The sequence below is a fragment of the Aquabacterium sp. genome, from assembly GCF_041909175.1.
Taxonomy (GTDB): domain Bacteria; phylum Pseudomonadota; class Gammaproteobacteria; order Burkholderiales; family Burkholderiaceae_C; genus Aquabacterium.
The window spans coordinates 459,861-483,449 of sequence record NZ_JAYRDZ010000002.1 but is presented as its reverse complement, the minus strand read 5'-3'; the positions used below and the strand labels follow the sequence as shown (position 1 = coordinate 483,449).

General features: G+C 64.7%; 19 protein-coding genes. 16 read left to right on the top strand and 3 right to left on the bottom strand.

Translation table 11 applies throughout. From position 1 onward, the window contains the following. Positions 1-134 precede the first annotated feature (134 nt). Genes ACE3PH_RS04755 through ACE3PH_RS04740 form a run of 4 tightly spaced genes read left to right on the top strand, consistent with a single transcriptional unit; the run spans position 135 to position 5,621 of the window. Complete coding sequence (locus ACE3PH_RS04755) at positions 135-1,394, top strand: hypothetical protein (protein ID WP_374316835.1); 1,260 nt, start codon at positions 135-137, stop codon at positions 1,392-1,394. Then, complete coding sequence (locus tag ACE3PH_RS04750; RefSeq protein ID WP_374316834.1) at positions 1,391-2,002, top strand: hypothetical protein; 612 nt, start codon at positions 1,391-1,393, stop codon at positions 2,000-2,002. Before ACE3PH_RS04755 ends, ACE3PH_RS04750 begins: the two co-directional genes overlap by 4 nt. Further along, positions 2,002-4,755 (top strand): hypothetical protein, encoded by a 2,754-nt coding sequence (locus ACE3PH_RS04745; protein ID WP_374316833.1) that lies wholly within the window; start codon positions 2,002-2,004, stop codon positions 4,753-4,755. The genes ACE3PH_RS04750 and ACE3PH_RS04745 overlap by 1 nt, the downstream gene beginning before the upstream one ends. Then, the gene (locus ACE3PH_RS04740; RefSeq protein WP_374316832.1) at positions 4,755-5,621 is read left to right on the top strand and encodes a hypothetical protein; all 867 of its coding nucleotides are present in this window, start codon (positions 4,755-4,757) and stop codon (positions 5,619-5,621) included. The genes ACE3PH_RS04745 and ACE3PH_RS04740 overlap by 1 nt, the downstream gene beginning before the upstream one ends. 171 nt (positions 5,622-5,792) lie before the next feature. On the opposite strand, the gene ACE3PH_RS04735 is transcribed toward ACE3PH_RS04740, so the two are convergent. After that, the gene (locus ACE3PH_RS04735) at positions 5,793-7,802 is read right to left on the bottom strand and encodes an AAA domain-containing protein (RefSeq protein WP_374316831.1); all 2,010 of its coding nucleotides are present in this window, start codon (positions 7,800-7,802) and stop codon (positions 5,793-5,795) included. 36 nt (positions 7,803-7,838) lie between these two features. On the opposite strand from ACE3PH_RS04735, the gene ACE3PH_RS04730 reads away from it, so the two are divergent. From ACE3PH_RS04730 to ACE3PH_RS04690, 9 genes are all read left to right on the top strand, one after another. Next, positions 7,839-8,992 (top strand): IS3 family transposase gene (locus tag ACE3PH_RS04730; RefSeq protein WP_374316830.1). Its coding sequence is split into 2 segments (ribosomal slippage): positions 7,839-8,079 and positions 8,079-8,992, totalling 1,155 coding nucleotides; the frame shifts between segments, so codons are not numbered across the junction. Between the two features lie 114 nt (positions 8,993-9,106). Next, positions 9,107-9,745, top strand: a complete 639-nt coding sequence (gene parA / locus ACE3PH_RS04725) for a ParA family partition ATPase (protein WP_047127743.1) — start codon at positions 9,107-9,109, stop codon at positions 9,743-9,745. Next, complete coding sequence (locus ACE3PH_RS04720) at positions 9,742-10,026, top strand: hypothetical protein (RefSeq protein WP_047127317.1); 285 nt, start codon at positions 9,742-9,744, stop codon at positions 10,024-10,026. Before parA ends, ACE3PH_RS04720 begins: the two co-directional genes overlap by 4 nt. Then, positions 10,023-10,568: a DUF2840 domain-containing protein gene (locus ACE3PH_RS04715; RefSeq protein ID WP_374316829.1), complete on the top strand. Its 546-nt coding sequence runs from the start codon at positions 10,023-10,025 to the stop codon at positions 10,566-10,568. The genes ACE3PH_RS04720 and ACE3PH_RS04715 overlap by 4 nt, the downstream gene beginning before the upstream one ends. Continuing rightward, a complete protein-coding gene (locus ACE3PH_RS04710; protein WP_374316828.1) occupies positions 10,565-11,161 on the top strand; it encodes a S26 family signal peptidase in 597 nt (198 codons plus the stop codon). The genes ACE3PH_RS04715 and ACE3PH_RS04710 overlap by 4 nt, the downstream gene beginning before the upstream one ends. Positions 11,162-11,621: 460 nt before the next feature. Next, on the top strand, positions 11,622-13,604 hold the full coding sequence (locus ACE3PH_RS04705; RefSeq protein ID WP_035884272.1) for a relaxase/mobilization nuclease and DUF3363 domain-containing protein: 1,983 nt from the start codon (positions 11,622-11,624) through the stop codon (positions 13,602-13,604). Positions 13,605-13,819: 215 nt separating this feature from the next. Then, on the top strand, positions 13,820-15,163 hold the full coding sequence (locus ACE3PH_RS04700) for a ferric reductase-like transmembrane domain-containing protein (protein ID WP_011517535.1): 1,344 nt from the start codon (positions 13,820-13,822) through the stop codon (positions 15,161-15,163). A 14-nt stretch (positions 15,164-15,177) separates the two neighbouring features. Next, positions 15,178-15,843, top strand: a complete 666-nt coding sequence (locus tag ACE3PH_RS04695) for a response regulator transcription factor (protein ID WP_011517534.1) — start codon at positions 15,178-15,180, stop codon at positions 15,841-15,843. A gap of 60 nt (positions 15,844-15,903) precedes the next feature. After that, positions 15,904-17,259 (top strand): HAMP domain-containing sensor histidine kinase, encoded by a 1,356-nt coding sequence (locus ACE3PH_RS04690; protein ID WP_227472609.1) that lies wholly within the window; start codon positions 15,904-15,906, stop codon positions 17,257-17,259. Positions 17,260-17,272: 13 nt separating this feature from the next. Here ACE3PH_RS04690 and ACE3PH_RS04685 read toward each other — a convergent pair whose 3' ends face one another. Both ACE3PH_RS04685 and ACE3PH_RS04680 read right to left on the bottom strand, forming a co-directional pair. Continuing rightward, the gene (locus ACE3PH_RS04685; RefSeq protein WP_035884269.1) at positions 17,273-17,980 is read right to left on the bottom strand and encodes a VIT family protein; all 708 of its coding nucleotides are present in this window, start codon (positions 17,978-17,980) and stop codon (positions 17,273-17,275) included. 41 nt (positions 17,981-18,021) lie between these two features. Continuing rightward, the gene (locus ACE3PH_RS04680; RefSeq protein WP_011517532.1) at positions 18,022-18,573 is read right to left on the bottom strand and encodes a cytochrome b; all 552 of its coding nucleotides are present in this window, start codon (positions 18,571-18,573) and stop codon (positions 18,022-18,024) included. Between the two features lie 321 nt (positions 18,574-18,894). On the opposite strand from ACE3PH_RS04680, the gene ACE3PH_RS04675 reads away from it, so the two are divergent. From ACE3PH_RS04675 to ACE3PH_RS04665, 3 genes are read left to right on the top strand one after another with little or no spacing between them, the layout of a single operon-like run. Then, entirely contained in the window at positions 18,895-20,118 is a 1,224-nt protein-coding gene (locus tag ACE3PH_RS04675) for an efflux RND transporter periplasmic adaptor subunit (protein WP_374316827.1), read from the top strand. A 13-nt stretch (positions 20,119-20,131) separates the two neighbouring features. Then, positions 20,132-23,227 carry an efflux RND transporter permease subunit gene (locus ACE3PH_RS04670; RefSeq protein WP_374316826.1) on the top strand — a complete coding sequence of 1,032 codons (3,096 nt, stop codon included), beginning with the start codon at positions 20,132-20,134 and terminating at the stop codon, positions 23,225-23,227. Beyond that, complete coding sequence (locus ACE3PH_RS04665) at positions 23,224-23,544, top strand: DUF3240 family protein (protein WP_003056157.1); 321 nt, start codon at positions 23,224-23,226, stop codon at positions 23,542-23,544. Before ACE3PH_RS04670 ends, ACE3PH_RS04665 begins: the two co-directional genes overlap by 4 nt. Positions 23,545-23,589 lie beyond the last annotated feature (45 nt).

Sequence of the window (23,589 nt, the reverse complement as noted above, 5' to 3'; positions counted from 1 at the left end):
CAGATCAGGTATCCGGTTGAATCGTTGCTGCGGCCATGGGCCGGTGTGCCGCCATGCGCGGCTGTGGGCGACACCAAATGGTCTGGAATCGCGCACCGAGCACGATGCTCGCCATGGCGGGAGGTTGAGCTGACATGGCCAACCCGCGTTCCCTGGTCTACGCGCTGTACACGCACTGGGACACCGTGGAGGTCCTGGTGAGGCTGTCCCGCGAGTTTGCGGTGCTCACCACCGAACAAGTGCTGGGCTGCATCGCCAAGGTGGCTCCGCAGATGGATGCCGAAGCCCAGGGGGCAGCGCTTCGGGCCATGGTGAATGCAGACATTCTCCAACCCTGCGCTCGCAGCAACGACCTGCAGCTCAATGCCTACGTGCTGGACTTCGTGCGCGGGCTGACGCGCGAACACGAGCTCGGTCTAGCTGCCGTTCTTCAAGCACGTGTTGCCGCCATCCGCGAGGCCACGGAGGGCCTCAACGAGGGGATGCAAGCTGCCGACATGGATCGGACGCGGGGGGCTGCCAACAAGCTCGCTGAGCTCTTTCGCCAGATCAGCTTGCAACTGGATCAAGACCGCCACGCACTGCTGGAACTCGCCGAAGACGCCAAGAGCGCCGACGCCAACATGCCCATTGCCCAGCGCTACCGGCGTGTGCTGGAGGCCTATGACCACTACGTGGAGCCAATGAACCAGATGATGGACACCAGCCCGCAAGGCACGTTTTACCGTTACCTGGAAGACGCCGAGCGCTCGCTGGACCTGGCCTTTGAGCAGCTGTCGGTTCAAGGCGGGCTGTACTCACATCGCCTGCAGCTCAGGCAGGTGGCGCACCAGGCCAAGGAGCTGCGTCGATTTGGCCGTCTGATCGCTCAACAGTGCGCCGACACGGTGCTGCCGTTGCGCGAGGAGATGCGTCAACACAATGCGCTGACCAGTGCCGTCAGCCTGCTGCTGGGTCAGGTGCGCAAGCGGGGTCTGCGCCGAGCCTTGTCACGGCATACCGCCGACACCGCGATGCCCGTTTGGCGCAACGAGCGGGGCTTCCGCTTGCAGCTGGGCGATGAGGTGCGCGCCGTGATGGCCGCAGCGCAGCAGTACCAACCGCAGTCGGTGGCCTTCCCGCAAGATGACCCTGGCAACGCCCCGCCCCTGCTGGAGCACGTGGACGAGGCGGCCATCCGACAACAGCTGAGAAGCAGCCTACCGGTGGACAACCTGCTGGACTGGCTGCATACCCATCACGGTCATCTGCAGGATGCGACGCTGCTGCGGCTGTTCCATGAGCTGCAGCACGAGGGCAGTTGGCAGATCGAAGCCAGTGCGCATCCTGAGGCCACCACTTTGCAGGCCATCCGCGTGCTGCACCATCCTCACCGCGTGAGCATTCCGGAATGACGACGCCTCACCCACTGACGCCGCAACTGGCGCAGATGCCAGCACTGGCCGAGCTCTTCCGCTTGTTCCTGTCCGGCAAGCACCTGAACCGCATGGCCGAGCCCGCACTTTGGGCCGAACTTGAGCAGCACGAACCGGCCTACGCAGGTCTTTTCGCAGCGCTGGGCTTTGAGCTGCGCGTGGATGCGCGAGGCTTTGCTTGGTTCCACAGCACCGATGCCAGCAGCAACATCGGCAAGGTCAGCCGTCAACTGGCGCTGCTGTTCATGGTCATCTTCGACGCCCAAGCCAATGCCGGCAAAGCGCTACAACGCTTCACTGACTGGCTCATTGATCGGGAATGGCTGGCCGAGGTGCACGAACAGCAGAAAGACCTACTGGACGCCGAAGGGCTGTCTCCCGATGGGCTGATCGATCTGCTGGGCCGCGCCTGCACGCTGGGATTCGCAGTGGCGGAGCCGGCAGGCTGGCGGCTGTTGCCCGCCGTCTGCCGCTACCTGGACCACTTTGAGGGCCTGGCCGCAGCCTCCCGAGATGACGACAACGAGGCGGACGCTGCCCCTGAGGAGAGCGGCGACGACGTGCTGAACGACGAGGAGACCGACTGATGCAGCACGGCTTTCAACGCCTGGTTTTGCTTGGCAGCGCAGGCTACTCGCGCGCCGAGCTTCCGCTGGATGGCGCAGTCTCCCTGGTGGCGCCCAACAACACGGGCAAGACCAGCCTGATCAATGCCCTGCAGTTCCTGCTGATCATTGACCGGCGCCGCATGGACTTTGGCGCGCACGACGTGGAGAAGAGCAGGCGGTTTTACTTCCCCAACAACAGCGCCTATGTGCTGCTGGAGGTGTCTTTGCCGGAATCCGGCACCGTGGTGCTGGGTTGCGTCGGCAAGGGCGTGAGCTTCGAGTACGAGTACTTTGCCTACGCCGGTCCGCTCAAGGTGGAAGAGTTCTGCCTGCCCGATGGCTCGCTTGTGGCACAGCCCAAGCTGGCCAGCCATCTGGCCACCCACGGGCGCCGCGTGTTCAGCTACAGCGGCAGCGAGTTCGCCGACATGGTGTACGGCGGCCGGAATCGCAAGCTCAGCGGATCACAAGACTTCTGCGTGTTCCGCCTGGAGCACGCCAGTGACGCCAGCGTCTTCCAGCGTGTGCTCACCCGGACGCTGCGGCTGGACAAGCTGCGCTCCAGCGAGGTGAAAGACTACCTGCTGCAAATCTTCCGGCGTGATCTGCCGGATGCCAGCATCGACTTCAAGGCGGAGTGGGACAAGGCCTTTGCCGACCTCAACGCTGAGCGCAGTCAGTACCTGGCCGCCGAACGCCTGAAAGGCAGCCTCGCCGAACTGGAGCGCAAGCAAGATGCTCGACTGACCCTGCGCGGCAAGCTGCTGTGCTGGCGGCCCATGATCGACGAGGCCCTGGGCCAGTGGCAGCAGCACTTCGAATCACGCCAGCAAGCCCTTCAGCACGAGCTGCAGCAGTGCGATGGCGAGCTGGACCGCTTGCGAGAGCAGGATCGCCAGGCTGTGCGGGAGCAGAGCCAGTGGGAGCTGGAGCAGAAGCAACTGCGCCAGGAGCGCCAACAGCTGCAGGCATTGCAACAGCGATTCGCTCTGGTCGAAAGCCGGGCGGTTCTGGAGACGTGCCGCCGCGACGTGCAGGCCCAACGAGATGCTCTGGTGGTCCGCTTGGGCCAGGCGCAAAGCCGGCCTCCGGCATTCATCGAACGCGAGCTCGCCCGCGTGGACAGAGAGCTGGCCCAGCTGACACAGGAGATGCGCACCCAAGGCCACAACCTCTACCAGCAGCTGGCAGGCGCGTTGCCGCCCGATCAATTGGCGGCGCTGAACAAGGTGCTGGCCAGACCCGTGCTGACCTTGGGCGCCGAAGACTTCCAGCTCGATGGCCATGCGCTCTCCAAGGCTTTGGGGGATGCCAATGGTGAGCATGCTGGCCTTCCGGGCCTGCAGCTGCGCGTCGCCGCCCTGCCTGAGCAGCACCAACAGCGCAGCCTGGCCGAGCTGGGCGAGCTGCTGCGGGATTTGCAGCAACAGCAGGTGCAGCTGAAGGAACAGCTGGCGACGGCACAAGCGCTGGAACTCGTCCAACGCGAACGTGATGGATTGGAACAGCAGCTGGTGCAGCTGGACGCCGAATTGCGGGACTACAGCCAGATGCAGGCCCTGCAAGACAGCGACGCTGAGCGGCAAGCACGGCTGGTGACACTCGACCAGAAGCTCGCCGAGCTGGCCACCAGTTTGGCGCAATCGGCTGCCCGGTACCGGGCGCTGGATCAGCAGCGTCAACAGAGGCAGAAGGATCTGGATTCACTCGGGCAACAGCACCGGCAGATCGAGCAACGCCGCAACCAACGCGTCGATCAGGAAGGCCCGTTCACGTGGCTGTCCGACTCACCCCACCACCCCTGGTTGGCACAGCCGGAGTTCGCGCTGGACCAGCTGGCCGAGCGCCTGCAGACCTATCAGGCTGACTGCCGCCAGTTGCTGGAACTGGACGACCAGATCCGCCGACTGCTGGGCGAAATCCACACGGGCGGGCTCACCAAGTACCAGTTCGTCGGTGAGCCCGAGGCAGAAATCGCGCGCCTGGTGGAGTTCGCCCATCACCTGCCGCAGGAAGCCGAGGCCCTGGAAAAGAAGGTTCGTTCGGCGGTGGTGAACGTCGCGGCTTGCCTGCGCGAACTGCGCGATGGCTTGGCCGCGTTCAAGCGCCGGATGCGCGAGTTCAATCGCAAGATCAGCGGACGCCAGCTCTCCGATTTGGCGATCTTCAAGATCGAACCCGAAGACGAAACCGCGCTCGTCGAGGCCATCGAGCTGCTCATCAGCACGGCTGCCACAGTCGGCAATGGCGAGACCTTCGAACTCTTCAACCAGCAGAGCGTGCTGGATGATGACCAGCTCAACCGCGCCAAAACCCTACTCATCGAGGAAGGCAATGCCCGCCACGGCTTGCGCGTGGCCGACCTGTTCCGGCTGCGCTTCTGGGTGGGCAAGGCTGGTCGCGAGCCGGAAGCCTTCGACGACCTCGACAGCGCCGCCTCGAACGGGACGGTGCTGATGGCCAAGCTGGTGACCGGCCTGGCCATGCTGCATCTGATGCAGGATCAACGGCGCCCGATCCAAGGCATTTGCTATCTGGACGAAGCCCTGGCGCTGGATGCGCGCAACCAGCGCAGTCTGATCGAGACCGCTGCCGAGTTCGGCTTCTCGCTGATCTTCGCCTCCCCGGCGCCGCTGACCACCGTGCGCTACTGCGTGCCCATTCATCATCGCCAGGGCAGTAACCAGATCAGCCGCTTCAGCTGGCAGATCATCGAACCCGTGGAGGCCTGATGACGGAGCAGGCCCTACGCGCTGCGTTGCTCAAGCTGCAAGGCAAGAGCCCCTTACCCGCCAGCCAGTTCACCGCTGCACAACGCGGGGCCCTGGATCAATTTGCTCGGCAAACTGGTGCCGTGAACTGTCTGCGCCAAGGCCGAGGAGACGTATACAGCGTTTGCAATCAGGCTGTGTTCGACGCTCACGTGACCCAGCTCTCCCCTCAGGTGGAGCCGTCAATCGCCGAACAGCTCCCTCTGCGCGCACAGCACGTGGCCCATGCCCGCGACAGCAAGGCCCGGCGCCATCAACACGGCAGCTATTACCCGCTGCTCAAGGCGGTCGGCGACACAGTCAGCTGGCGTGAGGACGAAAGGGGAGCGGAGTTGGCACTGAGTGCTGCCACACGCGAGTTCGGTGCGGCCTCACTTTCCATTCAGTCAGATGACGCCTGGCACTCCGAGCGAGCGCTCTGGCTCGTCGAGAACCAAGCCTTGTTTGATCGTACGGACTGGCTGCCCGAAGGCACGCAGGCCTCGCTGCTGTACTACGGCGGGCAGCTCGACGGCAGGCTGCTGTCATGGCTGGGTCATCGCCCCCGTGCCAACCGGGTGATCCTGTTTGCGGACTATGACGGCGTGGGCCTGAGCAACTTCGTGCGGCTTCTCGAGGTGCTGGGAGACTCGTGCGAGTTCTGGCTGATGCCGCAGTGGGAGAGGAAGCTGGCGCGCTATGGCAGCGTCCAGCTATGGCGGGCCACATTGCGCCACTTCGCCACCGCTGTGGCGCAACTACCGGCGCCCTTGCGCGAATTGACCGCGCAGATGCAACACCAGGGAATGGCACTGGAGCAGGAAGCGGTTTGGCTGCCTGCGTTGTAGGTGCATGCGGCAACCACGGCATGCCACACGAGCTGAGATGCTGCACTTTTAGAACTCGGCGAGGACGAACTCACGGAGCACCTTGGCGTCCTGCCGGTTGGACTCGAAGAGGGCCTGCAACTTTGGTCCGGTGGACGAGAAATAGGGGCGCTTGATTGCAGTAACTACGAACTACTGAACGGTTTCGTCCACAGACCTCTTGATTCCTTGGATGACGAAGGATTGGGGCGCCTTGCCAGGCACGCGCAGGACCACGGTTTCTCCCACCGTCGAACCGATGAGCACGGAACCCAGAGGCGTCGTCTCTGCGACCAATCCGAGGTCCGGGTTGGTCTGTCGAGCGGTGATGCGGGCCTGAAGTTCCTTGTCAAGAGCGTCCGCCGGCGCGAACGTGACTAGGTCTCCAATTTCAGCTTCAAGCTCGTCCTCATCATTTTCAAAAACGAGGTCCTCAGGCCGCTCATCGTCTTGGTCCACGTCCCCGCTGGGCGGTGCTGCGTAGGCAGGCGCAGGCGCCATCTCGGCAATCAAGTACTCATCGGGCACCTGCTGTTGCCTGAGGTCATCCAGGAACTTGAGAAGGCGGTCGGTCTCCGCAAGCGGGTTGCGGAACCAGTCAGTCGACCAAATGCGCCAGATGCGGTTTCGCCAACCGAGGCTCTCGAGAATCTCCTGGCGGATTCGGTCCCGGTCGCGCACAGACACGCCGGAGTGGTAAGACGCACCGTCGCACTCGACAGCCGCGAGGTACCCGGACCTATGCACGGGATGCTTGACCCCGATGTCGATGCGAAAGCCTGCGACGCCCAGCTGCGGCTCGACCTCATAGCCCCGGCCCCGGAGCACGTCCATGACAGCGATTTCGAAGTCGCTGTCGGGCGGAAGGTCGGTTTCGCGCTCAACGGGCAGAACGCCCGTGCGCGCGTACTCCAGGTAGTTGCGAAGCGCTCGCGTGCCCTCGGGAGTCTTGTTGTCGACGACGATGTCCTCCGGCCGCATGGAGCTGAACACCGCAACAGACTTCCTAGCGCGGGTGAACAGCACGTTGAGCCGACGCCAACCGCCATCGCGACTGATGGGGCCGAAGTTCTGGCGCACCACGTCGGTCCCACGAGCCTTGCCGAACGTCGTAGAGATGTAGATGCAGTCCCGCTCGTCGCCCTGGACGTTTTCAAGGTTCTTGATGAAGAGGCCCATACCCTCGGCCTCCCAGCGCTCTTTGAAGTCCACCGCTTCCGGCAAGACCCGCAACCTTTCCTCCAGCAGTTCGGCGACCAAGTCACGTTGCTTGATGTTCAACGTGACGATGCCCAGAGAATCGTCCGGACGGTTGAGGATGTGGTCCACGGCGGCGTCGACAACCCTTCGTGCTTCCACGTGGTTCATCTGGTTCTCGTAGACGCCGTCGGCAACGTGCTGGTACCGCAACCCGAGAGACTTGCTCTTGGGGTACGGCGACGGGAAGACCACCAGGTCGCCCCGGTAGAAGTGATGGTTCGAGAACGCAATGAGCGACTCGTGACGCGACCGGTAGTGCCACCGGAGGGTGCGCACCGGCTGGAAGTGGCTGATACACACATCGAGGATGCTTTCAGCCTCGGTGGTGGTCAGCGGGCCCAATCCGTCATCGCCATCACCGTCCGCCGCAGACACACGCGAGAAGAACGATGTAGGGGGAAGCTGCTTCGGGTCCCCGACCACGACCAGCTGGGACCCTCGTGCGATGGCACCAATCGCTTCCTCCGGGCGCAGCTGCGATGCCTCGTCCATGACGACGATGTCGAAGTGCAGATGCCCAGGGGCGAGGAACTGCGCCACGGCCTGCGGGCCCATCATGAAGCAGGGCTTCAGCTCCTGGATGGCCCTGCCAGCGCGACGGAGCATCTGGCGGACAGGAACCCGAGGCCGCTGCTGCGGGATGAGCAGGTTAAGCAGCTCCATCTCGGTCTTGTCGGCGACACGGGTCCCAGACGTGCCCGCCGGAGGCCGGGCCAGTCGCTTGCACTCCTGCGCGACCTGTCGGCCACGCATCTGAATGATTTCCTTGTCGAGACTTGCGAAGTCCTGACGAACGGACGCATGCCGGCGACCACTGAACTGTCGAAGTGCTGCCGAATTCTCGAAGGCCGACTGTGCAACCGTCGCGTAGAAGCGGTGAATCGCCCCGGTTTCAGTAGACACCTTCGAGCCTCAAACTGAGGCCCAATCGGAGGTGCCATGCAAAGCAAGCAACCCTACCCAGAAGAATTCAAGATCGAGGCGGTCAAGCAGATCACGGAGCGAGGCCACCGGGTGGCCGACGTGTCGGCCCGGATTGGCGTCAGCCAGCACAGCCTGTACAAGTGGATCAAGGCTTACTCGGTGCCGGCAGCGGAGCGGCAGGCTCAGATCTCGCAGGCTGAGGAGCTGCGCCGCTTGAAGGCCGAGTTGCGGCGCGTGACCGAGGAGCGCGACATCCTAAAAAAGGCCGCCGCGTACTTTGCCAAGCAGTCCGGGTGAGGTACGCGTTCATCAAGGCGCACGAGGGCCAGTACAGCGTGCGCCGCATGTGCAAGGTCATGCAGGTGCACCCCAGCGGCTACTACGCGTGGAAGTCCGAGCCGCAGAGTGCGAGGGCCAAGGACGATCAGCGCCTGAGCGGCCTGCTCAAGCAAGCTTGGCTGGAGAGCGGCGGCGTGTACGGCTATCGCAAGCTCACGCTGGACATGCGCGACCTCGGCGAGCACTGCGGCAAGCACCGTGTGGCCCGGTTGCTCAAGCTAGAAGGGCTGCGCTCGCAGACCGGCTACAAGCGCCGGCCCGGAGTGCGCGGTGGCAAGCCGGCCGTGGTTGCGCCGAACCATCTGCAGCGCCAGTTCACGGTGGTCGAACCCAACCAGTCGTGGGTGACCGACATCACCTACATCCGCACGCACGAGGGCTGGCTGTACCTGGCGGTCGTGGTGGACCTGTTCTCGCGCCAGGTGGTGGGCTGGTCGATGGGCAGTCGTATCGACACCGACCTGGTGCTGGATGCACTGCTGATGGCGTTATGGCGGCGCCAGCCTAAACAAGCCGTCACGGTGCACTCCGATCAGGGCTGCCAGTTCACCGGGCACGAATGGCAGAAGTTCCTGCGGGACCACAACCTGGTCAGCAGCATGAGCCGGCGCGGCAACTGCCACGACAATGCCGTGGCCGAGAGCTTCTTCCAGTTGCTCAAACGCGAGCGCATCCGTCGTCAGGTCTACGCCACGCGCAACGACGCCCGCGCCGACGTCTTCAACTACATCGAGATGTTCTACAACCCCAAGCGGCGCCACGGCACCGCAGGCGACACTTCGCCAGTCGAGTTCGAACGACGCCATTCCCAACGGCTCACAGGTGTCTAGGAAATCCGGGGCGATTCAAACTTTTAGTAGAGAAACGCCGCTGCGGTGGACAACCATCACGCGGCCACCAACGCAGCAGCAACAGCCTGGCTTTCCAGCATGGAGGGCCAGGCCATGATCGTCGCTCTGCTCAACCAGAAAGGCGGCGTGGGCAAGACCACGCTCGCCACGCACATCGCCGGCGAACTGGCGATGCGGGGGCAATCGGTCATCCTGCTGGACGCCGACCCGCAGGGGTCATCGCTGGACTGGACGCAGCGCAGAAGCCAGCAAGGCTTGCCACGGCTGTTTAGCGCCGTGGGCCTCGCACGCGAAACGCTGCATCAGGAGGCGCCAGAACTCGCCAGGCGGGCCGATCACATCGTCATCGACGGGCCGCCGCGCATCGCGGCGCTGGCGCGCTCCGCGCTGCTGGCGGCCGAGCGCGTGCTGATCCCCGTGCAGCCCAGCCCTTACGACCTGTGGGCCAGCGCCGAGATGGTGGCGCTGATCCGCGAGGCGCAGGTGTTTCGGCCTGTGCTGCGCGCGGCCTTTGTCATCAACCGGCGCGTGGGCACCACGGTGATCGGGCGCGAAGCGCGCCAGGCGCTCGCCGACCAGCCGCTTCCTGCGCTGCGCGCGGAAGTGCATCAGCGCATCGTGTTCGCCGATAGCGTGGCCGCTGGCCGGCTTGCACGCGAGACGGCACCCGACAGCGCCGCCGCGCGTGAGATCACTGCGCTGGTCGATGAACTGCTGCGGTGGCCGTCATGACAGCGAAGTCGCCACCGGACAGCAAACGCGCGGCAAAGCGCGTCGGCATCGGCGCGCGCCCACCCGCGAATCCGCACGCAGAAGCGTGGATTCGCCAGGGCGACGCCGATGCGCTGGGCAAGGGCGACCTCTACACGGCCCGCCTGACCCTCGACGTCACGCCCGCGATGCGCTCGCGCATCAAGGTATCGGCCTTCACGCAAGGCGTGACCGTCGCCGACCTGCTGCGCGGCTTGCTGGAGCGCGAGTTTCCAGAACACCGCAGGGAGAACACCCCATGACCGCATCCGCTTCGCCTGCCTCCACACCTGTTGCCGTCGCGGCCACGGCCGCGCTCGCAGCGCCTTCCGGCCAACTTGCCAGCGCGCCGCTGACGCGCGTGGCGCTGGCCTACATCGAACCGCGCTTCAAGCTCTACCTGCGCTTCGGCGAACCTGCGCGCATGCACCAGCTCGACCGCTGGCGGCGCTGCGCGGTATTCCTGCCGGGCGCCATGTTCTGCCGCATCCGCTGGCAGGCCAACGACTACGGCACGATCCGCTGGCAGCTCATGGTGATGCAGGCTTGCACGCCGCTGGACGTGGTGCAGCGCATTCCCGGCGTGCAGCCGGGCGCGCGCCTGCTGCTGCACGCGGAGGGCGAGAACCAGGTGCGCGCCGTGTTGGAGCGCATCGACGCCATCGAGGCGCTGGGCATCGCGGCCGTCGCCGTCTCGCCCGCGTACTGGCGCACGCTCGCCAACCGGCTCGCTGCGCGCCTGCCGCTGCCCGAATACACCGCCGAGCGGCTCGCCGCTTGGCTCATCGGGAGGGGGTTTCCATGACCGCCGTTTCGACTGCCGGCACCGCGCCGCGTCCTCGCTCGCCCCGCGCACGTTTGCGCGCTCGCCTCGTGCTGGCGGGCCTGTCCGCCTGCGGCCTCGCTGCGCTGGCCTGGGCGTCCTTCGTGCAACCGATGCCGCGCCTGATCTACAACCCATCCGACAGCGTGGCGGTCGGCTGGTATCACGTGGAGCTGCTCCACCAGCACACCGGCTCGCTGCTCCGGCCTTTGTCCGTTGGCAGCATCGTCCTGACCACGTTGCCGGCGGAAACCACCGCGCTGGCTGCGCAGCGCCGCTACCTGCCTGCGCGCGTGCCGTTGCTCAAGCGCGTGGGCGCGGTCGCGCCGCAATCGGTGTGCGTGTTCGATGCGCTGGTCTGGATCGACGGCGTGCCGGTGGCCGCCGTCCTACCCACCGACCGGCTGGGCCGTCCGCTGCCCTCATGGAGGCAGTGCCGCCAGCTTCGGCCTGGCGAACTGTTCCTCTTGAGCGTGACCAACCCGGCGTCGTTCGATAGCCGGTATTTCGGGCCGGTCAGCGCATCCGCCGTGATCGGCGTTGCGCGCCCGGTCTGGCTGGAGTCGCGCCCATGATGGCCGCCGATTCGCTGCACGTTGACGTGCATCTCACCGTGCTATCGGGCGTGTCGTTCCGGCTGTTGTCGCCGTGTCGCCTCGCGCGCCGTGCGGGTGCCGATCCTGCGTATCCGGCACAGCACTTCGCGCTGCCTCCGGCGCAGCCGTCCAACGTGCAGGCGTCTTGCCTCGAACGCGCCCGGCCTGTGGCCGTGTCTGCGTTTGCCGGCGCGCTGGCTGCTCGCGCAGCAGCGCCGCCGGGCCGCCGCTGCCCGGAGCGCCAGCGAGGGGCAAAGGCGGAAGGCAAGACAAAAGGACGCGGCACCGGGCCGCGTCGAAAGCCAGTCTGCACGTGGGGTTGGCGCAGCACGGCGCGGCTTCGCCGCCGTGCCGCCTGTGGCGCGAGGCCCGCGCCAATGCAGGCGTGTCCGAGTGCTTCGCACGACCGGACACGCCTCAACTTCCCGGGGAGACAACCATGACCGACCGCCGCGACGATGATTTCCGCATCCGTCCCAGCGCCCCGAAGCACCGGGGCCAGGGCTTCGTTTCCAAGGTACTCAAACAGGCCGGCAAGGCCAGCAGCGGCAAGTCCTCCGTGCGCAGCCCTGGAGGAGCTGGCAAGGGCGCTGGAACCGGCCAGCGTCCCGGTTCGCGCCTGGGGCGCGGTCACACAGCGGCGCGCTTCGCGGGCGCGAAGCTGACGTCCCTATCGCGGCGCGTCACCATCAAGACCTTGCTGGTCAACCAGCAGCGGGCCAGCCCGCAGTCGCTCGCCAAGCACCTGCGCTACATCGAGCGCGATGGCGTGGGCCGCGACGGAGAGCCGGGCCAAGCCTACGGGCCGCAGACCGATGCCGCCGACCTCGATGCCTTCAAGGAACGCTGCGCCGAGGACCGGCATCATTTCCGCTTCATCCTCTCGCCCGAGGATGGCGCGGAACTCAAAGACCTGCGCACCTACACGCGGCACCTCATGGGCCGCATGGAGGCCGACCTGGGCACGGGCCTCGATTGGGTGGCCGTCAACCACTGGAACACCGACAACCCGCATACGCACATCGTCGTGCGCGGGCGCGACGACACCAGCAAAGACCTCATCATCGCGGGCGACTACATCGCCGATGGCTTCCGCCATCGGGCCGCCGAACTGGCGACCGAATGGCTGGGGCCGCGCACCGAGCTGGAGATCCAACAGACCTTGCAGCGCGAAGTGGAACAAGAGCGGTGGACGAGCCTGGATCGCACGCTCAAGCGCGAGCTGGGCGACGATGGCCTGGTGCATGTCGAACGGCTCAACGAACCGAGGTTGCAACGCCAGCGCCTGCTGTTGATCGGCCGGCTGCAACGCTTGCAGCGCCTGGGCCTGGCCGACGAAATGCAGCCGGGCACCTGGGCCGTCCATGCCGACGCCGAAAAGACCCTGCGCGCCCTGGGCGAGCGCGGCGACATCATCCGCACCATGCAGCGGGCCATGCGCGGCGAGCCGCGCGAGCTGGCGGTATTCGAGCCGGGCGACGACGGCCGAACCATCCTCGGCCGCGTCGCCGCAAAGGGGCTGGCCGACGAACTGCGCGACCGGGGCTATCTGGTCATCGACGGGGTGGACGGCAAGGCCCACTACGTCGCGCTCAACGCCCGCGACGAGCTGGCGAACTATCCCGCCGGCGCCGTGGTGGAGGTGAAGGGATCGGCCGCCGTGCGCGCGGCCGACAAGAACATCGCCGCGCTGGCGAGCGATGGGCTGTACCGCACCGACCTCCACCTAGCCATCGCGCAGGGTCAGGCCGGACCGGGCCGCGATCCGCAGGAAGTCGTCGCGGCCCACGTCCGCCGGCTCGAAGCCCTGCGCCGCGCCGGCATCGTGGAGCGCGTGGCCGAGGGATTTTGGAAGGTGCCGGACGACCTGGCCGAACAGGGCCGCCGCTACGACGCGCAGCGCCTAGGCGGCGTTGCCGTCGAGTTGAAATCGCACCTGCCCATCGAGCGGCAGGCCCGCGTTATCGGGGCCACCTGGCTCGACCAGCAGTTGATCGGCGGCGGCACGGGCCTGGGCGACCTGGGCTTTGGCGGCGAGGCCAAACAGGCCATGCAGCAGCGCACCGACTTCCTGGCCGAACAGGGGTTGGCCGAGCGGCGCGGGCAGCGCGTGATCCTGGCGCGCAACCTGCTGGGCACGCTGCGCAACCGGGAGCTGGCGCAGGCCGCGAAGGACATTGCAGGCGAAACGGGCCTGGAGCATCGGCCCGTGGCCGACGGGCAGCGCGTGGCCGGCATCTACCGGCGCAGCGTCATGCTCGCCAGCGGGCGCTACGCGATGCTTGATGACGGCATGGGCTTCTCGCTGGTGCCGTGGAAGCCGGTGATCGAACAGCGATTGGGGCAGCAGCTTTCCGCGACGGTTCGCGGCGGCGGGGCGTCCTGGGAGATTGGGCGGCATCGGGGGCCAACCATTTCTTGAGTCAAGGTAAAGCCACAAGCCGGTGGGCAAAATTAGATTTTATCCATAGATGGGTGATCAATCCAAAGCGTTACCAAAGGTTGGGATGCCAAAATTAGAATTATCTGTAATTTCGGATACACGGCCACATTCAAAGGCACGCTATCGCGTATATGGATTGATGGTTTCCGACCAGTGCCGCATGCGCCTTCCGCAGAATTTGGGGCAAATCCACGATGAAGAGAATAATTTGGACGTTCTGGTTTTTTGCGCTGGCATTGAGCGCTTTATGGCTTTTTACCGATACGCTCTGGCCTGCACAGTCCAACTACTTCGCCCTGCGAACGGTATGGATTCAATACAGCGGCGTACTGGCCATCGGCGCGATGTCCGTGGCGATGATGTTGGCCACGCGCCCTGCGTGGCTGGAGCCCAGCTTGAACGGACTGGACAAGATATACCGCCTGCACAAGTGGCTCGGCATCGCTGCTCTGACCGCTGCAACAGTACACTGGCTGTGGGCGCAGGGTACTAAATGGGCCGTAGGCTGGGGCTGGCTGACGCGCCCCGCGCGCAAGCCCCGCGCAACGGCCGATTCAATGGGCTCCATTGAATCGGCGCTGCGTGGCTGGCGTGGACTGGCCGAGGACTTGGGCGAATGGGCCTTCTACGCCGTCGCCGTGCTACTGGTGCTGGCTTTGGTTAAGCGCTTTCCCTACCGGCTGTTCGCCAAGACGCACCACTGGATGGCAGCGATCTACTTGGTGCTGGCCTTCCACACCTTGGTGTTGGTGCAGTTCTCCTACTGGGCCCAGCCCGTGGGCTGGGCTTTGGCTATGCTGCTGGCGAGCGGCACGGTATCGGCGGTGTGGGTGCTGCTGGGCCGAGTCGGTGCGCAGCGCACCGCGCACGGTGTCATCGAATCGCTGCAGACCTACCCTGCGCTGAACGTGCTGGAAACCACCCTGCGGATGGACCCGGGCTGGCCCGGCCACCGGCCCGGACAGTTTGCCTTCGCCATGTCCAACCCGAAAGAAGGCCCGCACCCCTACACGCTAGCCTCAGCCTGGGTGCCGGAAGACCGGCGCATTACCTTCATCACCAAGGCGCTGGGCGACCACACCCGCCGGCTGCCTGAGCGCCTACGGGTAGGCGACCAGGTAACGGTCGAGGGGCCTTACGGCTGCTTCACTTTCGACGACGAGAAGGCCCGCCAGATCTGGATCGGCGCCGGCATCGGTATCACGCCATTCATTGCGCGCATGAAGTATTTGGCGCAGCATAAAGGCCAAGACGCACGCCCGGTCGATTTGTTTCATCCTACGAGCGACGTTGATCCGCAGGCCATCGAGAAACTGCGCGCCGACAGCCAGGCGGCCGGCGTTGTGCTGCACCTGCTCATCGACAAGCAGAACGGTCGCCTGACGGGTGAACGCCTGCGTGCCATGGTGCCGGGTTGGAAAGACGCCAGCGTCTGGTTCTGCGGCCCCACGGCCTTCGGCCGCGCGTTGCGCGCCGACCTGCTGGCCCAGGGGCTCGAGCCGGAGGCGTTCCACCAAGAGCTTTTCGAGATGCGCTGAACGGAAGAAAGCACATGCGCGTATTGATCGTGGAAGACTCGCAAACGCTGGCCGAAGCCCTGAGCCAGAGCCTTCAGTCGGAAGGCTATGCCTGCGATACAGCAGCCGATGGCGTGTCCGCGCTGAAGTTTCTTGCCAGCTACCGGTACGACGCCATCATTCTGGACTTGATGCTGCCCCGGCTGGACGGCTTTGGCGTGTTGCGCGCATTGGGCCGGGAGGCCCATGCCGCACCGGTGTTGGTGCTCTCCGCGCGCGAACTGCTCGACGACCGGGTGCGGGCCTTGGATGCGGGTGCCGATGACTACCTGACAAAACCCTTCGAGTTAGCCGAACTGCTGGCTCGCCTGCGGGCGCTAGTACGGCGTCCGCCGCAACGGGACGTTCCAGTTCTGCGCCACGGCGATCTGGAGGTCGATCCGCGCTCGCGCATCGCGAGGTTCAAGTGCATTGATCTTGGGCTCACGCCGAAGGAGTATGGACTGCTCGACTTGCTGCTGCGTCGGCGCGGCGCCACGCTGTCGCGCTCGCAGATTTTTGAACATTTGTACGACAGCCGCAGCGATGCATCGGACAAAGTGGTAGAGGTGATCGTCAGCACCTTGCGAACCAAGCTTGCCCAGTGCGGCCTGGATGAACTGATCGTGACACGCCGTGGCTTCGGCTACATCCTGCCCTGAACGATGGTACGTCCCGATTCCGAAGCCCTTTCTGATGCGAGTCAAGGCGGATCCTGGTCCTTGCAGCGGCGGCTGGCTGCCAGCTTGGTGATCTGCATTGGAGGAACCTTCGCGATCCTGTTTCCCGTCCTCGACTACTGGATTGACCACGAAATCTATCGACGGATGGATACCACCCTGATGCAACGATCAGCGGCGGTGGGGCGCGTGCTGCAGGAGTTGGATGCGAGAAAGCTCGAAAGCCTCATGCCGGAATATGAGCATGGCGGGCATACCGAGTTCTTCACGGTCTTCGATTCACAGACCCACCGGACCTTGCTACGGTCTCCCAGCAGTGCAGGCGCCGAGCTATCGCTTGGCCCGGTGGAGCAAGGCACCCCGCGCTATTACGACGTGACACTTCCGGATGGCCACGCGGGCCGCGCGCTGGCGACGCGCGTGTCGGTAACTGGAGAGAGGTCTCAGCTATTAGTCGTCGCAACAGAACGCCGGGATTGGGATCAAACCGAGCGGCGCATCCACTTTGCGCTCTTGGGCGGTATTGTGCTGGCAACGCTGCTAGCGACGGGCCTGGCGCTGCTCATGGTTCGGCATATCGTGGTCATGCTGGAGCGGGTCGGCGAGCAACTGGCCGATCTGCGTTCGGATCGGCCGATTGCGCGGATCGGAGCGGACTTTCCCCGTGAACTGCGTCCGTTTGCCGAAGCCTTCAATCAGGGCTTGCATCACCTGTATGCGGCCATTGTCCGCGAGCGCCGCTTCTCCCGCGATGTGGCCCACGAGTTGCGCACGCCCCTGGCGGAAATCCGCATCAGCGCAGAAAGCGCTTTGATCGATGCCGACCCGGCCCGAATCCAGCGCGCCCTGAATGCAATGATCCAGGCCAGTTCACGCATGCAGCGCAGTGTGGACACTCTGCTGTTGTTGGCGCGTCTTGAGTCCGGCCAACACACACTGGCGCTGGATCCTCTGGATCTGACAGCTTTGCTGCAAGAGTTACTGGCGGGACTCAACGTCCAGAAAATGGCACCCAAGTCACCCATCCGCGTGACTTTGCCTGAATCAGCATGGGTGCAAAGTGATCAGGGCGTGATCGAACGCATCCTCTCCAACCTCTTGCGCAATGCCATTGAATACGCGCCCGAAGGCGACGACATTCAATGTAGGTTGGAGCTCGAGGCATCCGGCTGGATGTTAACCATCGTTAACACAGCTCCCAATTTGCAGGCATCCGATCTAGATCAATTCGGCCTTCGCTTCTGGCGCAAGGATTCCGAAGGCGGCACGGCGCATCACGCTGGACTGGGACTGGCGCTGGCCCTGGCTCTCGCGCATGCCATAGACCTGCCGCTGGCGTTCTCACTGGACAACGGTCGGCTGTCCGCGCGGCTTGGCCCTTGGCCACCGCTGCTCTGAGATTGACGCAGATCTACACCGCAGTGCCGAACATGGCTCCCACGCCCGCTGTCACGGCCATGGCAAATGTGCCCCAGAACGCGACGCGCAGCGCACTTTTGAAGAGCGGCGTACCACCCACGGCAGCAGCCGCAGCGCCGAGCAGGGCCAGGAAGACAATCGCCGTCGCGACGATCCAATAGAGCAGGCTCTGCTCTGGCGCCAGCAGAACCACAGCCAGCGGCATGGCCGCGCCCACGGCGAAGCTCCCGGCGGACGCCATTGCAGCTTGCAGCGGGCGAGCGCTCAGCGTTTCAGAAATGCCCAGTTCATCGCGCGCGTGCGCGCCCAGCGCATCATGTGCCATCAACTGCGTGGCGACTTGATCCGCGAGCCGATGATCCAGGCCACGCCGGACGTAGATGGCGGCCAGTTCCCGATGCTCTGCATGCGGACTACGGTTCAGTTCATCTTGTTCCCGTGCCAGATCTGCCTTTTCCGTATCAGCTTGTGAATAGACCGACACGAACTCGCCTGCAGCCATGGACATGGCGCCGGCTACCAACCCCGCGATGGCCGTGGTCATGATGCTGGCATGGCTTGCATGGGCAGCAGCCACGCCTGCAACTAGGCTGGCCGTGGAAATGATGCCGTCATTGGCACCCAGAACAGCGGCGCGCAGCCATCCGATATGTTCAGTGCGGTGACTTTCAGGGTGGGCGCGGTGGTGAAATTTGGTCATTGGAGATTCGAATTCATGTAAAGCAGCCTGAGGCCAGTAGGTCAGGGGCGTCGACCGGGAAGCATGCGAACCACTGTGTTGTCACGCATGACGTAGTGGTGCAACAGCGCCGCCATCGCATGCAATCCGATCAAGACATAGCCCAATGTCGCCAGCGCCTCATGGACATCCTTGAGTTGGCGCGACAAAGCAACGTCGGTGCCGATCAGAGAGGGAACGGGCAAGCCAAACAGAACAATCGGCTTGCCCGCCGCACTCAAGGTGAGCCATCCGAGCAGCGGCATGGCGAGCATGAAGCTGTAGAGCGCATAGTGCATGCCATCGGCGAGCGTGGCCTGCCAGCGTGGCATGGGTGGTTGGATCGCGGGCTTCACGCCCGCCTGGATGCGCACCCCGATACGGATCACGACGATCACCAGAACGCTGAGGCCCAGCAGGTAGTGCAAGGACTTCATGGCGTCTCTCAAGGCTCCCTTGGGTGCCAGTCCGCGCAATTCCATGCTCGCATAGACCGCAATGATGAGAATCACGGTCAGCCAGTGCAAGCCTATGACCAAGGGACTGAAACGGTATTCGGAATTCTTGATGTCCATGGCGCATGGCCCCGATGTTTGAGATGGCAAAAAAGCGAACCGCTGGCTATCCTGGCTATCGGATCAAGTGACTGAGAAGTCAACTTACCGGCAGCTTGTGGCTCAAGACAAGCGGTTTTTTTCTGAATAGATCGTACAGAGAAAATTTCGCTTTCTCCAAAGCTTTCTCAAAGCTTCACCGAAGAACATGAGCTGATCTTTACAAGAGATCGACCGCATGTTTCGCCTCATTAACCTCGCGCACCGCTTCATATGCGACGAATTTTCAATTCGCGCTGTGTGCTCTCTACTCTGCTCTACGTCATTTGGGGCGGCACAAGCATGAGCTTCCCGACCTTGAAAGCGGCGGGCTCCTCCAGCCGAACCAAGACCTTGGCCCTGTCCGCCGTCGGTGTGGCAGTTCTGGCTGCCGTAGGGTACGGCTGGTGGGCTTGGGCAACCCAGCAGACAACCGTAGCCGATAAAGACGCGAGCGAAGCTGTCGCCCAACCGAACGCTGGCGGCGTTCACCTCAATGCCACTCAGCTTCGCGCGCAGGGTGTGGAAACCGCACTCGTCAAGGATGCTGCAGTGATACCGCTGGATAGCTTACCCGCGCAGACGGTGGCACCACTCTCGGCTAGCGCGCAGGTCGTGGCGCCATATGGCGGTGTGGTGACGCGCGTTCTGGTCGATGAAGGCGCCGCAGTGCGCCAAGGTCAGGCACTGGCGCGCATCCAGAGCAAGGACGTTCTGGCGTCTCAGGCTGATCTGGCGCGTGCCCGCACCGAAGCGGCGGTGGCTACGGCGCAGGCCCGGCGCGATGCCACGCTCTTGGCCGAGGGCATCATCCCAGCCACGCGCAACGAGCAAACCCAGGCGCGCGCGGCGGCTGCGCAAAGTACGTTGCAAGAGGCCAATGGCGCCCTCGCACGGCTTCGACCCGTTAGCGGCGGGCAGGCCGGCGAGTATGAATTGCTGGCGCCTTTGTCCGGGCGGGTGATGCGTCGTCACCTGAGCCTCGGGCAGGCGGTCGCGCCGCTCGACATCGCCTTCATAGTGGCTCAGCCTGGCCCGCTGGATGTCAGCGTCGCGGTTCCGCTGCGCTGGCGCTCGGATCTCCACCCAGGCTTGGAAGTGCGTCTTCCCGATGGCACGATCGCTCGCGTGACGGCTGTTGGTGGCGACACTGACCTCAGTAGTCAGAGCCTGCGGGTACGTGCCCGCGTCGATGCAGATCAGGCAGGGGCAGACCGCTATGCGGCCGGGCAGCAGATCAGTGTCGCGCTGTTGCTGCCAGCACCGCAGGGCACCTTGAGCGTGCCATCGTCCGCACTGCTGCCAGCGGGCAGCGCCCACGTGGTCTACGTTGCTGAGCCGTCATCGCAAGACATGCACGGCGACCTACGCGTCCGCGCTGTTCCGGTGCGACTGCTGGGGCAAGACGAATCAGAGGCGTCAAGCGCCGTGCGTGCCGTCTCGCCAGACACTGCGCCGCTTGCGGCAGGCATGCAGGTCGTCGTGCGCGGTACGGCACTGCTTAAATCCATGATTCCATTGCAATGAGGGGCGACCACGCATGTTGTCCCGTCTGATTGAATTTTCCCTGCGCCAACGTGCGCTGGTACTGCTTGGCGTGCTGGCTTTGGCGGGTGCGGGCCTGGCGGCCTTCCTGCAATTGCCGATCGACGCCTATCCGGATATTTCCCCCACGCAGGTCAAGCTGATTATCAAGGCCCCTGGCATGACGCCCGAGGAGGTGGAGTCGCGCGTGATCACGCCGCTGGAGATGGAGTTGCTCGGTGTGCCGCGGGGCGTGATGCTGCGCTCCACGGCCAAGTACGCCATAGCCGACATCACGCTGGACTTTGCCGAAGGCAGCGACATCTACTGGGCGCGTCAGCAGGTGGCTGAACGCTATGCCGGCGTTTCGGGCAGCCTGCCCGAAGGCGTCAGCGGCGGGCTGGCGCCGATTTCGACACCGCTGTCGGACGTGTTCATGTTCACCATCGAAGGCGGTGGCCTCACGTTGAGCGAGCGCCGCGCCCTACTGGACTGGACGCTGCGCCCGGCCCTGCGCACGCTGCCCGGTGTTGCTGATGTCAACGTGCTGGGTGGAGAAGCCAAGAGCTTTGCTGTGGTGCCGGATCGCGCACGGCTTTCCGCTGCGGGCCTCAGCTTCTCTGATGTCATCACGGCGATCGGCCGCAACAACCGCAATGACGGTGCGGGCCGCCTGGATGCAGGCGAAGACACGCTGATCGTGCGCGCCGAAGGCGCGATCCACACTTTGGACGATTTATCCCGTCTGATCCTGCGCGCGGGGGCCAATGGTACGGCCCCAGTTCGCCTGGGCGACGTGGCCCAGGTGCGCATCGAAGGCGTGACGCGATATGGCGCCGTCACCCGGGACGGCGCGGGCGAAGCGGTGGAAGGCATCGTGGTGGCGCTGCGCGGGGCCGATGCCTCGGCGCTGGTCAAAGCCATTCGAGCCCGGCTGGACGAGGTGACTCCCAGCCTGCCGCCCGGCGTCAAGGTGGTGCCGTTCTATGACCGCAGCACGCTGATCGAGCGCGCCGTGGGCACGGTGGAAAGCGCCTTGCTGGAAGCGACGGTACTGGTCGTTATCCTGCTGCTTCTGTTCCTCGGCGAGCTTCGCGCCGCGCTGGTTGTGGCGGTGATGGTGCCTTTGGCGGCACTGGGCACCTTCTTGCTGATGCGTCTGGTCGGCATGAGCGCCAACCTGATGAGCTTGGGGGGCCTCGCGATCGCCATCGGCATGCTGGTGGACGCTGCCGTAGTGGTGGTGGAAAACGCCGTCAGTCGGCTCGACCCGCACGCGCCCAGTGCGCACCAGCCGCGCCTGCACCGCATATTCGCCGCGGCGCGCGAGGTCGCCATGCCTGTGGCCTCGGGCATCCTCATCATCTGTCTGACCTTCATGCCCCTGCTCACTCTGCAAGGGTTGGAAGGCAAACTGTTTGTGCCGGTGGCGCTGACCATCGTATTCGCCCTGGGCGTCTCGCTGCTGCTGTCGCTCACGCTGGTGCCGGTGCTGGCCTCGCTGCTGCTCAAGGAACACGCTCACACCGAGCCGTGGGTGATGCGCTGGGCCACGCGCCTGTACCAACCGCTGCTGGAGGCTGCGCTTCACCACCCGCTACGCGCATCGGCGGTCGCCATCGCGGCCCTGGCATTGGGTGTGGTGGCCTACCTCGGCACGGGCAAGGCGTTCATGCCGACGATGGACGAGGGCGATATCCTGCTGCAACTGCAAAAGCCGCCGTCCATCGGGTTGCAGCGCTCGCTGGAGATTGACCTGGCAGTGCAGAAGGCCATCGGTGCGGCGGTGCCCGAGGTGCGGCACAGCATCGGGCGGGTGGGCTCCGACGAGCTGGGGCTCGACCCGATGGGCCTGAACGAAACCGACCTGTTCATGCAGCTCGCACCGCGCAAGGATTGGCATGCAGCCGACAAGGACGCGTTGAGTGCCGAGATACGCAAGGTGATGGATGCCTTCCCCGGCCTGGAATTCGGCTTTACCCAGCCCATCGAGATGCGCATCTCGGAAATGCTCACCGGCAGCCGGGGCGACGTGGCAGTCAAGCTATTCGGCCCTGATCTGCAAACGCTGGGCGATCTGGCGCAGCGCATGGCCGCTCGCATCGAGAAAGTGCCCGGTGCGCGCGACGTGCTCACCCAGGCCAGCGACAGCGTGGAATACCTGCAGGTGAAGGTGGATGCGCAGGCGGCGGGGCGCGCCGGACTGGCCGTGACGCAGGTTCAGGACGAGCTGCGCGCGCAGCTCGAAGGCGTGCCGGCCGGGCTGGTGATCGAGCCGGACAGGCGCACGCCCATCGTGGTGCGCGGGGATGCCCGGCTGCGCGGATCGGCCGAGCGGTTCAAGGACTTGCAGCTCGCCCGTGGCGATCAGGGCGAAATCCCCTTGACCTCGCTGGCGCGCATCGCCACCACTGATGGCCCCGTGCTGGTGCGGCGCGAGAACGGCTCGCGCTTCGCGCTGATCCAGTCCAGCGTGAGTGGGCGCGATCTGGTCGGCTTCGTGGATGAAGCGCGCGCCGCCGTGGTGCGCGACGTGCCGCTGCCGCCCGGCTACCGCGTCGAATGGGGTGGGCAGTTCGAGAACCAGCAACGCGCAGCGGCCCGCCTTGGCATGGTGGTGCCGGTGGCCCTGGGACTGATTTTCTTCGTGCTGTTCATGACCTTCGGCTCGGTGCGGCAGGCCGCGCTCATCCTCGGCAACGTGCCGTTTGCCATGGTCGGCGGCGTGGCGGCGCTGTGGCTGTCGGGGCAGTACCTGTCGGTGCCTGCTTCGGTCGGCTTCATCGCGCTGCTGGGCATCGCCGTGCTCAACGGATTGGTGCTGATGACGCACTTCAACCACCTGCACGCGCTAGGCCTGCCCACGGAACAGGTGGTGCGCGAAGGTTCGCTGCGACGGTTGCGCCCCGTGCTGATGACGGCTTCCATCACCGCCTTTGGCCTAGTGCCCCTGCTGCTGGCCAGTGGCCCTGGCTCTGAGATCCAGCGCCCACTCGCCATCGTGGTGATTGGCGGACTGGTCAGTTCCACTGCGCTGACCCTGGTCCTGCTGCCGGTGCTGTACCGGCGATTCGGCCAGGCCATCTCCTCACAACAAGGAGTCCACGCATGAACGGATTGAAAGAAGCGCAACTGGTGCGCCTGAATCTGGTGTTTCCACCCACGCTCGAAGACGCCGTCACCGATGCCCTGATGGCCGACCCGGTGCTGCCAGGGTTCACCCTGTTGCACGCCGAAGGGCATACCGGCGACTTCGCGCGCGCGTCCATTCGCGAGAAGGTTCGCGGCCGTGTGGATCGGCGCGTCATTTGGGTGTTGATCGAATATGAACAACTGGAACAGGTCCTGGCGCATCTGCGCCAGCGCATCGCGTCTAGCGATGTCCGCTGGTGGGTGGAGTCGGTGTTGGCAAGTGGAAGACTGGTATGACGAGTAAAAACAAAGGATGCAGCCTGGTACTACCGACTGGTGCCG